This window comes from Psychrobacter sp. JCM 18903 (genome assembly GCF_000586475.1).
GTDB lineage: Bacteria > Pseudomonadota > Gammaproteobacteria > Pseudomonadales > Moraxellaceae > Psychrobacter.
This window is the reverse complement of sequence record NZ_BAWJ01000001.1, coordinates 24,478-39,110: the sequence shown is the minus strand read 5'-3', so window position 1 is coordinate 39,110 and position 14,633 is coordinate 24,478. Positions and strand designations below refer to the sequence as shown.

The window sequence follows — 14,633 nt, the reverse complement described above, 5'->3', positions numbered from 1 at the left end:
ATTAATTATCCCCTGTCTTTAATGCTGACTCATCCAAATCGGCGACGGTGGTAAAGCCTGCTTTATTCGCCGCAATTTGTGCAGGTGTCTTGGTTTTCTTAATACGATACCGATGATCAAGAATACTCAGTACTGCACCAAACGCCATAATCAGAGCGCCTAGCCATATCCAGCGGATAAGCGGTTTCACATAAATACGTACTGCCCATTCGTTGCTATCTTCGGCGATAGGTTCGCCCAGTGCCACGTAAACATCACGCATGAGGCTAGCATCAATCGCGGCTTCTGTGACTGGCATCATACTAATGATGTAATTACGTTTTTCAGGATACAGAGTAGTCACAGCACGGCCATCTTTGCTGATTTCAACCTCAGCTTGGGTGGCATCAAAGTTACTGCCTTTGACTTCACGAAAGCCTTTAACGGTAAAGTCATAGCCTTGGACATGAACGCTATCGTTTGGTCCAAGTGCGACATCACGTTCAATACTTAACGTACTGGTAAATGCGACGCCGATGACGGCAATAATGACACCGATATGAGCGGTCTGTTGACCCCAATAGCTCAGACGTAACTGGCGTAACCCTTTAACAAAATTGGGTGCGTTTTTGGTTTTGTCTTTGAAATCAACCACCATCCATAGCAGTACCCAAAAACTGACCGCCAAGGTAACGCCAATATTAAGCATCGCAGACGGGCTCACAAAATACGTGATAACTGCCGCAAGCACTAAACTACTGGCGGCAATGACCATACCAGCGCCCAATAGCGGACGGCTGTCTTTTTTCCAGCGAATGTTCGAGCCCATACCCATTGCCACTAATATCAGCCACGTGAGCGGTACAAATAGCGCATTAAAGTAAGGAGGGCCGACAGACACCTGACCTAAATTAAAGGAGTCGGCAATGATAGGATACAGCGTGCCAAGTAGTACGACCAAAGTCGAAATCAAAATAATAACGTTGTTAATGACTAAAAATGACTCGCGTGAGATCAGTTGATACTGACTTTCGACCGTTAAACGCCAACCACGTACCGCAAACATCAACAAGCCACCGCCGATGATCACACCGAGAATGACTAAAATAACCAGACCACGCGTTGGGTCTGCGGCAAACGAATGCACCGAGGTAATAACGCCAGAACGCACGAGAAAGGTGCCCAATAGACTGAGTGCGAAAGCAAAAATAGCCAGCATAATCGTCCATGCTTTAAAAACACCACGTTTTTCTGTGACGGCAAGCGAATGTAGCAGCGCTGTACCAGCCAGCCATGGCATCAATGAAGCGTTCTCTACTGGATCCCAGAACCACCAACCACCCCAGCCAAGCTCATAATAGGCCCACCATGAGCCAAGCGCGATACCAACGGTCAAAAATCCCCAAGCCGCCAATGCCCACGGACGCGACCAGCGTGTCCAAACTGCATCTAAACGACCTTCCCACAATGCCGCCATACAAAAGGCAAACGGCACGACCAAACCCACATAGCCCATATACAACATCGGTGGATGAATAATCAAACCGAAATCTTGTAGCACAGGATTTAGATCCGCACCATCAACAGGCAAATTTGGCAATGTACGATCAAATGGCGACGAGGTAAAAATCAGCATCGCGAGCATCATCATCTGCACGCCGGCCAAAATTACCAACACTCGCGCACGCATAGACAGTGGCAAACCACGGCTAAAGTAAGAGACCAGCGCACACCAAGTAGCCATGATGGTCATCCAAAGCAGCAATGAACCCTCATGACCACCCAAGTTGCCGACAGCTTATAATACCAAGGCAACAGCGTATTAGAATGCTGAGTGACATAGACGAGACTGAAGTCATTATAATAAAAGCCTGCCATCAGCGCGGCAAATGATGTGATCATGGCAGCAAATTGTGCCCACGCCAGACTTGGTGCCAAACGCTGCCACGCAACGTGGTCACGCATGATACCGACGGTTGGTAATACCACCTGCAAAATCGCCAATATAAAGGCGGCTAGCAAGGCAAAATAACCCAATTCTGTGATTAACATACGGTCTAACCTTGTTTACCTTAATACGGTCATTGTTTATTTTAGGGATTGGTTTTTTAGGATATTCGAAAGTATCCAGTAATCGTTACTACGAGTATTTATACTGCTGGTCTTTATTAGTATTATTTATTATAAAAGCGCCATTAGCCATTGCAGCTAAGGGCGCTTACAGCAAGGTACATTAGCGTCAACTTGTCACGTTTCTGTATCCACTCTGTATGCGATGTGTATAAAGGACATAAAAAATATGTCATTACTGAATCGCAGGAAAAAACACTAAGACCAGATGCAACCAGCCGGCTAAAAACCCTGTCAAACCACCCAACACGATTAATGTCATTTCATCTTCACGAAAAGCGGGACGTAATAAGTTCTGAAACTCATCTGGCGTCAGCGCGCGAATACGGTCACGAAACAGCCCAAATATTTTACTGGCACGGCTTTCATTGAGCTCAGGATCTCGCAATGGCACCATTGTCGCAACAATCGACTTATCAATGATGGTGTTTTTTAGCTGTCCATATTCGCGGCGACCCAAGCTAGGCGCAGTGTCGTACTAATCACTGGCGACTCTAGCACTTTATATAAATGCGACTTCATCAACTCACGCGTTTGTGCAGCACGGTCGCCATACATCATCTCATTCATGATGTTCTCAAGCGTCACCAAATCTTTTACGACAATTTCAGCAAAAACCTCAGAAACTTCCTCTTGGCGTTTCATAAAACCGCCTTGCAAACGATACTGGGCGATATGTGGTAATTGCGGTCTAATAAATGGAAAGCGACTCTGGACGGCAAAAAATTTCACATAAGGAATAAATCGCGGCTCTACAGGATTAAACACCATCCAAATAGCAATCCAATTGGTAAGAAAGCCCCAAATCGCGGCAAAAAACGGCACTGTCCAATGCTGCGGCACCACCAAAAATATGAACATTTGGATAATACCGAAGACCAAACCAATCAAAGCACTGATATGCCAAATAAAATCGATCTCTTTTTGACCAACCTTCAAAAACATATTGACCATTAAACGACGATCACTTTCCATCGTGTTAACAATCATTTTGCGCATATCAACCAAGTCTTCGACGTTATGGGTCAAGTCAGTCACCAAAGACTGCATGATATTGGGCAGCTCTTGATGCGCTTGAGCGTAGACACGGCGCTTCAACGCATAAGGCAGATTACCCCACAGCGCTGGCGAATGGTCCAACATGATTTCATCAATCAATGCTTCAAGGTTTTTGTCCACGGTATCCGTGATAAATACCGCCATCTGCTCAGCTCCATCGCCTGAAAGAACTCATCAAGCGAGCCAAGCTTTGACAGCGTTTGATCCACGATAACGCCTGATATCTTGCCAGCCTTTCGTGGGACGATACCTTGCCAGCCAATACCTGGCAACCCAAAAAACGGGAAGTTTGGAATACGAATACCCCGAAACTTAATCGGATAGAACAGCATTTTAAGCGCCATCCACACGTGTATCCATGTGACAAATGCGGTCACAGGCGGAATAGTCAGCATGGCAAAAAACTCTGGGTGTTCAGCTATTGTCTGCCACAATGAAGTTGCATCCATGACTTATCTTGCCCCTGACAGGTTAATTGTCGTCGCTAATTAAAAAGGATTAGCAAATTAGAACGCTTAACAAAAAGCCGCTCTGCCCATGATAATTATTATCAAATAAATCGCCTGATTTTAGCATACTTGCCATTCATTAGCACACGTCGAGCCTAGGTAAGTTGTGACTAGGGATGACACGTTTTACGATTACTTTCGATAGTAACAATATTAATATCATCTACAGGCGCTTTAGATAATAACGACCACAAAATAAATGGCGGTGTACTGCGGCGGCTCATTTGTTCTGTTATAATTTGTGATTGTATGACCACACATCGCTGTATATAGATTGAGGGATTATTATTTCAACTCATATCAGTCCATGTAATTGAAATTCTTATTATTATCCTTTATGCTCGCCGCACTTTGGTGAACGACCCTGCCTTTTACTCTCTTTTATTGACTCACTGACCGTTTGGGCTCTTACTTTCTATGAATAAACCGCTAACCCCCAATACTGAACAGGTCAATCGTGTTTTCACCAGTCGTATTATTATATTTGGAATTCTGATATTTATTGGATTGAGCGGCTTGATCGTGCGTTATGGTTACCTGCAAGTCTATGCGCACGATAAGTATACGACGCAAGCAGACAATAACCGTATTAAACTGATCTCTGCACCGCCCAGTCGCGGCTATATTTATGATCGCAATGGGATCATATTGGCAGACAACCAGCCCGTATTTACGGCCATGTTAAGCCTGATGAAGTCGAAAATCCAGAGCGTACGCTAAATTTGCTTGCGCCTATTTTTGAGCTAACAGATGAGAATATTACCGATATTTTAGCGCGACTGAGTAAAAGCAAAAACGATCCTGTGACCATTAAAATTGACTTAACCGATGCCCAATTGGCGCAGTTTAGTGAGCGCAAACCCTTTTTTCGCGGTGTGACCATTCAAAGCAAACTGACACGTTCATACCCTTATGACGAGCTATTTGCACACGTCATCGGCTATGTTGGGCGTATCAATGATAAAGAAACCAAACGCATTGACAAAGATCGCTACGCTGGCACTGACCTTATCGGTAAAATCGGTATCGAAGATTATTACGAGGACATATTGCTAGGGCAACCGGGTTATCAGTCGGTAGAAACCGATGCTCTTGGCAATATTTTGCGTCAATTAGACACTAAACCACCCGTAGCTGGTAATGACATTACGCTGAGCTTGGATTATGGCTTACAGCAAGTCGCCCAGCAGCAGCTGGACGGTCGTCGCGGCGCTATCGTGGCAATCGATCCAAAGAATGGTGATGTATTGGCGTTTGTCAGTAATCCAAGCTATGACCCAACCCTTTTATCTCAGGCATCTCCTTTAAGGATTATGGCAATCTGCGTGAAGATCTGGATCAGCCGCTCTATAATCGTGCGCTACAAGGGACATACCCACCCGGCTCTACGATTAAACCTTTTGAAGGCTTAGGCGGCATTCATTATGGGCTGCGCAATTGGGAAACCACTATCTATGATCCCGGTTACTTTAGCTTACCAGGAGACTCACATCGATTCCGTGACTGGAAACGCGGTGGTCACGGTACGGTAGATCTCAAGAAATCTATCGTGATGTCAGTGGATACCTATTATTATAAATTGGCTTATGAGATGGGTATTCAGCGCCTACATGATTGGATGGCACGTTTTGGATTTGGTGAACCAACAGGTATTGATTTGCCCAATGAAAAATCAGGAATTATGCCGTCACCAAAATGGAAAAAAGACACCTATGATAAAGGCTGGTTGCCGGGCGAAACCATCTCAGTCAGTATCGGGCAGGGTTATTTCTTAGCCACACCATTACAGATTGCCAATGCAACCGCCATGACAGCGAACAAAGGCTATCACATTACTCCGCATCTACTAAAAAGTAGCGATGGTGCAGCACAAGTTAACGTAATCACCAAACCCGATGGTAAAATCGAATATAACGGCAAACCGTCTGACTGGCTACGTATGCACGATGCAATGGAAGAAACCGTCAAGGCAGGTACCGGACGTGGGATTTATACGCCGCGCTATCGTATTGCGGGTAAAACGGGTACTGCGCAAGTCAAGTCCATTGCGCAAGGCAAACGCTATGATAAATCTGCCATAGACAAACGTCACTGGGATCACGCGTGGTTCAATGGTTTCGCACCCGTAGAAAATCCTGAGATTGCGCTTGCAGTACTGGTCGAAAACGGTGGCGGTGGTAGTGTGGTAGCTGCACCTATCGGTCGCGCACTATTTGACTACTGGATATTACAGCGCAAAAACGACCCTATCTTGCCACCAACGGCTGACCAATTAAAAGTCATCAAGCGCCAAAAAGCTTTTGAAAAATTGATGCGTGATGCCCAGCGTGAAAAAGAAGAAAAAGCGCTAAAAGAAAAGGCAGAGGTGGAAGCAGCCACCACAACCTCTGAGTAAAAGTACGCTAAACCAGATACGGTAAATATAAATATTATGAAAAAATCTATAAGCAGCCGCGAGCATAGGAACAATCATAAGAGCAAAAATATAGCTGCGGGCGACGTGCGGATCATTGGTGGTCAGTTTAAACGCCGTGTTGTACGTTTTATTGACGCAGAGGGTCTACGTCCGACCCCAGATCGCTTGCGAGAGACGCTGTTTAGCTGGTTACTTCCTGATATTCATGGCGCTTATGTGCTTGATAGCTGTGCCGGTAGCGGTGTCTTAGGTTTTGAAGCACTGTCTCGTGGTGCCGCGCACGCTACCTTTATCGAAATAAATCCTGCGCAAAGTAATATGCTGCGTCAAAGTGCTGAACAGTTACATCTGAGCGCTGATACCCATCAAATTATCCAAGGCACTGCAGAAAGAGTATTGATGCAAGAGCAGATTGTTCCGCGCCCTTTCAATATTGTATTTATCGATCCACCGTATGCTCAAGATCTGTGGCAACCTATTTTAATAGCACTGATTACCCAGTCGTTAATTGATAGTGAAACACTGATTTATCTAGAAGCGGATAAAGATTTAGAGAGCCAATTGAAGCAACTGGAAGAGACGCTTAATAAAAATCCAGATATCCAATCAAGTACTATTCAGCAAATAATCCGCTTTGAATGTGTGAAACAGACCAAGGTTGGACAAGTTGTTGCTGGACTTTATCGTTTATCATCGTCATAATTGCCTAGTTAATGAAAGCCGTTAACAAATTTTACAAATGTTTAGAACCGCTAAAAACTGGCCAACGCTGCAGTTTAATGTATATAAGGCGAAAATAAACCCCAATGCAGCTTGCAAGCGTAGGCACTACTGCTTATAATGTGCAGTCTGTTTTTTGAGAGCCCCGTTCCCAGCTAAACTCTCAACGAATTCTAATTTTAAGGTTTTATCATGAAAACACTTAGTGCAAAACCAGCTGAAGTGACCCATGACTGGTATGTCGTAGATGCTGACGGCAAAACCCTTGGTCGCTTAGCCACTCAAATCGCTAGTCGCTTACGTGGCAAGCATAAGCCTTCTTTTACGCCGCACGTTGACACTGGTGACTTCATTGTTGTCATCAATGCTGATAAAATCACGGTAACGGGTAAAAAAGCGCAAGATAAAAAATACTATCGTCACAGTGGCTACCCAGGTGGTATCAAGGAAACCAACTTCAGTAAGTTGCTTGCACATAAGCCTGAAGATGTTCTACACAAAGCAGTTAAGGGTATGCTTCCAAAGGGCCCTCTTGGCTATGCGATGATCAAGAAGCTGAAGCTATATGCGGGTACTGAACATCCACATACTGCACAGCAACCTAAAGAACTAGACATCTAAGGATATACTTATGGAACGCAATTACGGAACTGGTCGCCGCAAGACGTCTACTGCTCGTGTCTTTTTAGCTAAAGGTACTGGTAGCATCGTTGTTAACGGTAAGCCACTTGATGAGTATTTTAGCCGTGAAACTTCACGTATGGTTGTTCGTCAGCCTCTAGAATTACTTGACTCACCTACTGCTTATGACCTTTACATCACTGTAAAAGGTGGCGGTATTAGTGGTCAAGCTGGCGCAATCCGTCACGGCATCACGCGTGCATTGATTGAGCTAAACGAAGCCAACAAGCCTGCACTAAAAGCAGCTGGCTTTGTTACTCGTGACTCACGTCAAGTTGAACGTAAGAAATTGGGTCTACGTAAAGCACGTAAACGTCCACAATTCTCGAAACGTTAATCAAAGCTATCTCTTATCTTTTTGCGGCTGTTGTCTTTATCTCAGAGCGACAGTCACAATATTAAAGAAAAGAGTAGATTTGCAAAACCTTATAAGCTGTTCGCAGCTTATAAGGTTTTTTTATGGCTGATGACTTTTGCATTTGCTCGTGATTTTGTGCGTAACTCACCTTGCAAAGCAATGCTGACTACCCCATCATGATGATAACTTTTCATTATTAGTAACAATTTTATGAAAGCGCCTGAACAATATGACCCCAGCAAACTACCTACTAAAAGCAGCCTGCCACCGCCAAGTACACAGCAGCCTGCTAAGTCCCCAACGATACCTGCTGGCATGCCAACGATTACCCAAAATCATAAGCGCACAGCGCCCATAGAAAAAAAGCCTTTTCAATGGCAGTTTTTGTTGCCTAAATATTGGGGCATTTGGCTATTGGCAGCAATGATCTTACCCATCATATATTTGCCGCTACGTTGGCAGTTTTGGCTGGGACGTCAGCTTGGCATATTTATCTATAAAATAGCAGGCTCACGTCGGCGTGATACGCTTATCAATTTGAAACTGGCTTTTCCAGAAAAGCCAGACGTTGAGCGCGAATTGATGGCAAAACAAGTCTTTGTCAATCAAGGCATTGGTGTGTTTGAAACTTTATGTGCTTGGTATCGTCCAAATGTTTTTACTCGTACCGTTTCAATTTCGGGATTACAGCACGTTGTCAATGCACAGAATGAGGGTCGTCCTGTCATTTTACTGGGCGCTCATTATACGATGCTTGATCTGGGCGGCATGCTCTGTACGCAATTTTTTCCGATGGATGGGATGTATCGACCGCAGAATAACGCGCTACTTGATTGGTTTGTTTATAATGGTCGTGCCAGTATTCTTAGCAAGCAAATAGCCAGTCGTGACATGCGCAGTTTTGTTGAATCAATTAAAGCTGGTCATGTGATTTGGTACTCACCTGACCAAGATTATGGTCTAAAACAAGGCGTCATGGCACCATTCTTTGGTGTGCCAGCAGCGACTATTACAGCATCACGGCGCATGGCAAAATTGGGCGACAAGGCACATCCACCCGCATTAATGGCGCTGCATACTTACCGGCAGACACCAGACAGTTTACCCAAAGGCAAACGCCCGCACTATCATCTAACGATTACCCCAGAAATTCAAAACTATCCAAGTAACGATGAATTGCTGATGCGACGCGAGTCAATGAGTTGCTAGAGGGATTGATTCGTATTGATCCCACTCAGTGGATGTGGTTCCATCGTCGTTTCAAAAATGGTCCTGATGGTCGTACTGATATCTATAAGTAAGCGTGTATTGCTACGGAAGATCGCCAGAAAATTTGCTATACTTTGCAGCTTATATTTTTTATATTACCTACATATAAATAACAATGAATTTATAACAAATTGAAAAACAAAACTTTTATAAATAAAACCTTGATGAACCAAATAATGGATTTACCATGAATAACACTCATATTTCTGATAACCAAGCTCCTGATCACTCAACGCAAGCCAAACGCATTTTGACGGGCATCAAACCGACGGGTACCTTGCATTTAGGAAATTACGTTGGCGCGATTCGTCCAGCCATTCAGTCTATCCAAAACAGTGATGACGAAGCATTCTTTTTTTTAGCAGATTACCATGGCATTATCGGCTGTTATGATCCTGCTATTATTCACGAATCGACCAAAGCCATTGCAGCGACTTGGCTTGCCTGTGGTCTGGATCCTGAGCGCGTCACTTTTTACCGTCAATCAGATGTGCCGGAAATACCAGAGCTTGCTTGGATTTTGAACTGCTCATGTGCCAAAGGTTTAATGAATCGTGCTCATGCTTATAAAGCCGCTGTTGATATTAATATGAAAAAAGAAGACGTCGATCCTGATCAAGGTATTAATATGGGGTTGTTTGGCTACCCTGTACTCATGGCAGCAGATATCTTGATGTTTAATGCCACACATGTACCTGTTGGTCGCGACCAAATTCAGCATGTCGAAATGGCGCGTGATATTGCTGGTACCTTTAATCATCGCTATAAAACGCTCTTTACCTTACCATCTGCCGTTGTAGATGACGATATCCCATTACTAACGGGTTTGGATGGTCGCAAGATGAGTAAGAGCTATGGCAATACCATTCCGCTATTTGGTGATTCTAATCCACAAGTTAGCGCCGAAAAGCAGATGCATAAAGCCATCATGAAAATTGTGACCAACTCACAGTTACCTGCTGAGCCAAAAGACCCTGATGACTCTGCTATTTTTGAGATTTATAAAGCCTTTGCTACTCCTACAGAAATTGCTGATATGCGCGCGCAGTTTGCCGCTGGTATCGGCTGGGGCGATGCTAAACAAGCCCTGTTTGAGAAAATAAATACGGAAATAGCACCCTTCCGCGCGCGTTATGAGCATCTTATGGCTAACCCAAAAGAGTTAGAAGAAATCTTACAAATGGGTGCAGAAAAAGCCCGTCGTCATAGCCGTAAGCAACTAGATAAAGCGCGTCGTGCCATTGGTATCCGTCCACTTGCCAAACTTAAATAATAAACAAAGTATTGGTAGATATTATTAATGTCGATGCATGAAGGTTTTGAACGTACTTATTTTTTGTCTTATTGTCAGTCTGTATATGATACGGACAAAGCGTATGACTCTGAGCAAACGAATAGACTTAATCGTCATCGTCATGTAGAACTGGATTCTGCTCAATTTCTAGCCAATATTGCCATGATAAGAAAGCCCAATAAAGTACTGGAGATTGGTACTTCAACTGGGTTTTCTACATTATGGCTTGCTTATGGTTTACGTCGCCAGTCTAACATTGAGTTTATATCGTTAGATATAGATAAAAGCCGAAGCGATGCTGCTAGGAAACACTTACAGAATACTGGTTTATACCCTCTCGTCAGGTTAATAGTGCAAGACGCCTTTGTTTTTCTAAATGAGACTGATGACATTTTTGATTTTATATTTTTAGATGCGGAGCGTCAGTTTTATTCCAATTATACCGAACGTCTACATAAAGTATTAAGTGTTGGCAGTGTTCTTATTGTAGATAATGTCATCTCTCATGGTGGTGAGGTTTGTGAATTCTTAACAGAATTCATAAATAATTCTCGTTATATTTGTCATACTTTGGATATTGGTGCAGGATTATTTATGGCAGTATGTCAGGAACCTTAAGCATGATAGATATATTTGATACTACTGCTATTCGCATTTACCAGACATCCGTACAACATCTACCAGAAGATCTCTATGTGCCGCCGCAAGCCTTTGCCATTTGGCTTGAGCAGTTTTCCGGACCATTAGATTTCTTGCTATATCTGGTCAAAAAAAATAACGTTGATCTGACCCAAATGCCGATACTACCCATAACGGAGCAGTATTTGGCTTACATCAGCGAATTAGATACCGAGCATTTTGAATTGGCAGGCGATTATCTGTTGATGCGTCCACGTTGATTGCCATTAAAACCGAGCTGTTGCTGCCCAAGCCTGAAACTCCTAGCGATGAGCGTGATCCAAAAGCAGAACTGATTGAGCGCCTTGAAGAATATGCGCAAATCAAAGTAGCCAGTCAACGCTTAGATAATCTGGTGCGTCTTGAGCGTGATGTGTTTTTAGCCATGGTCAGTATGCCCGGTCAAGACGTCATGAATGCTGAACTACCTAGCTATTCGCCAAACCTTTTGATTGACAGCCTATTTAAAATGCAGCTGCAGCCCGATTATCAAATGCATACCATCAACGTCGATGCTGTTCCTCTTGCTGATCGTATTGCCAGTATTAGCCGACAGCTCAGTACGGATGGCGAGCGCTCTTTTTATGAGCTACTAGATAAAACACAAGGTAAAATAGGTGTGGTTGTCAGCTTCGTCGCTATATTAGAGCTGATAAAACGACAGTTGGTTGGTATTATAAATGCTGATTTAGAAAGTCACCCTACCACTGACAATAATGATGCCGAAGACCGTCATATTAAACCCTTAACGTTACAGTGGTTGGCATAGTTATTATTCACCTATCTATTCCTATAAATATCGATACACATTATCATTTAAAAAGAGTCGCTTTCTAATGACAGATACTGACAATACCAAGCAAGATCATGACAAACCATCCTCATTATCTACCGCTTTACTGTCATTGACCGAAGAGCAGCGACAGCATCTAGCAGACTTAAGCAAGCATATCGAAGTGCTATTACATGCGTCCGAAGCGCCCCTCACCGCCACTGTCTTAAGAAAACACCTATCTTTAACGGCTAAAGAGCTAACAGAGGCTTTGGCGCTACTAAGACAGCGCTTGGATATGGGCGTGCTAAGCTTGCACGAAACTGCCAGCGGTTATCGACTGCAAGTCGCGAATAACTATAGTGCTTTAATTCAACGCGTCTTCCCGCAGCGCCAAGAACGCCTGAGCCAAGCCTTACTTGAGACGCTTAGTGTGATTGCTTACAAGCAGCCAGTGACTCGTAGTGACATAGAACACGTGCGCGGTGTGACGCTATCAAGCAATATATTGCGTCAACTATTTGATAAAGGCTGGATTGAAGAGAAAGGTTACAAAGAAACCTTGGGTCGCCCAGCATTACTACAGACCACGCCACAATTTTTAGATGCCTTTGGACTGAGTGAGTTGAGCGAGTTACCACCGATGCCAGATATCAGCGCTATCAAAGCGATGTCTTAAGCCTTTAGAGCGTGAAGCCTTTAAAAATCATTAAGCATTTAAAACATGATATAGAAGAGATTTAGCATTATTTTCCAGAGAATCTTCATTCAAAAAAAGACAGACCGCATAGGATCTGTCTTTTTTATTTAATCAAGAAAGTCTTTGACTGGCTCTCAAGAATTAACTTTTAAGCATTGGCTCTTGATAACGGCCTGTTATTGATTAATGACATCAACGCCTTTTGGTGGCGTAAACTTAAACTGACTGCTACTGATGCTTGGATTTAGTTTGATACTACTGAATTTGATGGAAGTGGTTTGACCAAGGCTGTCATTTAGTACCATCATTACTGGCTTTCCACCACTAAAACTCATTGATAAACTCTTAAAGCTGGCACTGTCTGATTTTGGGTACAGCACGTAGTAATTTTTATTATCATATGGCTGGGTAATTTTGAAATTCTTGTCAATTTGGCTTGGGTCGCCTGATAACAGCAGTGCTGGCGTATTACCAACTTGGCTATCAACGTTTTGCTTGGTCGCTTGCTCTAAATCTTTATCATAAACCCACATGGAGTTACCATTAGCGACGATCAGTTGCTGTGACGGCGACTTTGTTTCCCAGCGGAAATTATTTGGGCGTTGTACACTCATCGTACCCGTAAAAGTACCACTGTTGGCACCTTTCGTCGTTTGGCTAAAGTTAGCCGTCATGCTTTTGGTATTTGTCAGCAGCTTGTTTAAACGTTTGGCAGCGGTCAAATTATCAGCTGGTGCAGCAGTAGCTGATTGTGTTAATACCATCATTGGGGCTGCAACACCAAGCGATGTCATTAATACACCAGCTAAAGCACCGCTCATCATTTTTTGTTTTAAAGTTGTTTTGTTGGTTAATAAAGTCATCATAAATCCTCTCTAAAAATGCATAATCGCTTAAAAATTGTCGCTTAAAAATAAGACATCTTATTAAAATTTTTTTCTATAAATGTTTATCTAGCAACCATAAAATAGTGGCTCATAAACAATGACAACAGTGTGCCAGTTTTTTTATTACACGCCTAGTCATGATTTGCAATCTTTACTACCGCTGCCATACACGCTTGTAACTACTCTTTTGAGCATTTTTGTGATCATAAGTGGCTACACAATAATAAACAGCATGAATGGTGAGTTTTTTGACTATTCATTATTTCCTAACGTTATTTACTAATGTTGTTTAGCAGCATAAAGCCAATTTAGCATCCTTAACCCCTACGAAAATAACTAAAAAAAAGCCCCTACTACCAAACGGTAATAGAGGCTTTTTAGTCATCGGATTACTTTAGTCTTCGACTAAAACAACCTTGATGGGCAATTATGCGCTTTCAACCATTACATAACGACGGTTGAACTTACCTTTGGTCGCAAACTTTACTACACCGTCATTCAGTGCAAATAAAGTATGATCACGACCCATGCCAACGCCTTCGCCTGCGTGGAATTCTGTACCACGTTGACGAACGATGATGTTACCAGTGTGATAGCTTGGCCACCAAAGATTTTAACGCCTAGCATTTTTGGGTTTGAATCACGACCATTACGGCTTGAACCGGCAGCTTTCTTATGTGCCATGGGAAAATCTCCTTGTTAATTTGACTTATCGCTGATGCGATAACTCTTAAGCGTTTAGTGCACTATTTAGCAGTAATTGCTAAGTGGATAATTAGGCATTAATGGCTTTGATTTTTAACAAGGTATACCATTGGCGGTGACCTTGCTCTTTGTGATAATGCTTGCGACGGTTGTGCTTAACGATACGGATTTTTTCGCCGCGACCATGTTCAACCACTTCAACTTCAACGCTAGCACCTTCAACGATAGGCTGACCGATTTTGACAGTTTCGCCGTCAACAATCATCAATACATCTTCGAATTTGATTGTTGCGCCAGTTTCTGCTTTTAGTAGTTCAACTTTAAGCAACTCATCGACAACTACACGGTGCTGTTTACCACCAGTTTTGATTACTGCGTACATTGTATGACTCCGTTTAACCCGTGTGCCGTGGCTGATGTTATACCAACGCTTTTACGACGAACACGACAGGGAAAAATTAAAGGCAAGATTTTAC

The 14,633-nt window shown here is 43.2% G+C and carries 8 protein-coding genes and 6 pseudogenes; 9 read left to right on the top strand and 5 right to left on the bottom strand.

The window, feature by feature from the left end; all coding sequences use genetic code 11:
* Position 1: 1 nt before the first annotated feature.
* Both TT12_RS00175 and TT12_RS00170 read right to left on the bottom strand, forming a co-directional pair.
* Positions 2-2,031: pseudogene (locus TT12_RS00175) on the bottom strand (heme lyase CcmF/NrfE family subunit).
* Between the two features lie 253 nt (positions 2,032-2,284).
* Positions 2,285-3,617, bottom strand: a pseudogene (locus TT12_RS00170) (hypothetical protein).
* A gap of 477 nt (positions 3,618-4,094) precedes the next feature.
* Between TT12_RS00170 and mrdA the strand changes: the two are divergent.
* The 9 genes and pseudogenes from mrdA (at position 4,095) to scpB (ending at position 12,544) form a co-directional block, all read left to right on the top strand.
* Positions 4,095-6,072: pseudogene (gene mrdA, locus TT12_RS18010) on the top strand (penicillin-binding protein 2).
* Between the two features lie 36 nt (positions 6,073-6,108).
* Entirely contained in the window at positions 6,109-6,795 is a 687-nt protein-coding gene (gene rsmD / locus TT12_RS00160; RefSeq protein WP_045451161.1) for a 16S rRNA (guanine(966)-N(2))-methyltransferase RsmD, read from the top strand.
* 210 nt (positions 6,796-7,005) lie between these two features.
* Positions 7,006-7,434 (top strand): 50S ribosomal protein L13, encoded by a 429-nt coding sequence (gene rplM, locus TT12_RS00155; protein WP_045447009.1) that lies wholly within the window; start codon positions 7,006-7,008, stop codon positions 7,432-7,434.
* A 10-nt stretch (positions 7,435-7,444) separates the two neighbouring features.
* The gene (rpsI, locus tag TT12_RS00150) at positions 7,445-7,831 is read left to right on the top strand and encodes a 30S ribosomal protein S9 (RefSeq protein ID WP_045451158.1); all 387 of its coding nucleotides are present in this window, start codon (positions 7,445-7,447) and stop codon (positions 7,829-7,831) included.
* Between the two features lie 336 nt (positions 7,832-8,167).
* A pseudogene (locus TT12_RS00145) lies at positions 8,168-9,153 on the top strand (LpxL/LpxP family acyltransferase).
* A 155-nt stretch (positions 9,154-9,308) separates the two neighbouring features.
* Entirely contained in the window at positions 9,309-10,394 is a 1,086-nt protein-coding gene (locus tag TT12_RS00140) for a tryptophan--tRNA ligase (RefSeq protein ID WP_045451155.1), read from the top strand.
* A gap of 27 nt (positions 10,395-10,421) precedes the next feature.
* The gene (locus tag TT12_RS00135; protein ID WP_045451152.1) at positions 10,422-11,033 is read left to right on the top strand and encodes an O-methyltransferase; all 612 of its coding nucleotides are present in this window, start codon (positions 10,422-10,424) and stop codon (positions 11,031-11,033) included.
* A pseudogene (locus TT12_RS00130) lies at positions 11,018-11,862 on the top strand (segregation and condensation protein A). Before TT12_RS00135 ends, TT12_RS00130 begins: the two are co-directional and overlap by 16 nt.
* 136 nt (positions 11,863-11,998) lie before the next feature.
* Entirely contained in the window at positions 11,999-12,544 is a 546-nt protein-coding gene (gene scpB / locus TT12_RS00125) for an SMC-Scp complex subunit ScpB (RefSeq protein ID WP_227678880.1), read from the top strand.
* A 197-nt stretch (positions 12,545-12,741) separates the two neighbouring features.
* Here scpB and lolA read toward each other — a convergent pair whose 3' ends face one another.
* The 3 genes and pseudogenes from lolA to rplU form a co-directional block, all read right to left on the bottom strand.
* Positions 12,742-13,428, bottom strand: coding sequence for an outer membrane lipoprotein periplasmic chaperone LolA (gene lolA / locus TT12_RS00120; protein WP_045451149.1), 687 nt, complete (start codon positions 13,426-13,428; stop codon positions 12,742-12,744).
* A 451-nt stretch (positions 13,429-13,879) separates the two neighbouring features.
* Positions 13,880-14,136 (bottom strand): annotated as a pseudogene (rpmA, locus tag TT12_RS00115) (50S ribosomal protein L27).
* A 91-nt stretch (positions 14,137-14,227) separates the two neighbouring features.
* On the bottom strand, positions 14,228-14,539 hold the full coding sequence (gene rplU, locus TT12_RS00110) for a 50S ribosomal protein L21 (protein ID WP_010199185.1): 312 nt from the start codon (positions 14,537-14,539) through the stop codon (positions 14,228-14,230).
* Positions 14,540-14,633 lie beyond the last annotated feature (94 nt).

Excerpts from the sequence above, each read along its gene's own strand:
- rsmD (WP_045451161.1), top strand. The coding sequence starts at position 6,109 with ATGAAAAAATCTATAAGCAGCCGCGAGCATAGGAACAATCATAAGAGC.
- rplM (WP_045447009.1), top strand. The coding sequence starts at position 7,006 with ATGAAAACACTTAGTGCAAAACCAGCTGAAGTGACCCATGACTGGTAT.
- rpsI (WP_045451158.1), top strand. The coding sequence starts at position 7,445 with ATGGAACGCAATTACGGAACTGGTCGCCGCAAGACGTCTACTGCTCGT.
- TT12_RS00140 (WP_045451155.1), top strand. The coding sequence starts at position 9,309 with ATGAATAACACTCATATTTCTGATAACCAAGCTCCTGATCACTCAACG.
- TT12_RS00135 (WP_045451152.1), top strand. The coding sequence starts at position 10,422 with ATGTCGATGCATGAAGGTTTTGAACGTACTTATTTTTTGTCTTATTGT.
- lolA (WP_045451149.1), bottom strand. The coding sequence starts at position 13,428 with ATGACTTTATTAACCAACAAAACAACTTTAAAACAAAAAATGATGAGC.
- rplU (WP_010199185.1), bottom strand. The coding sequence starts at position 14,539 with ATGTACGCAGTAATCAAAACTGGTGGTAAACAGCACCGTGTAGTTGTC.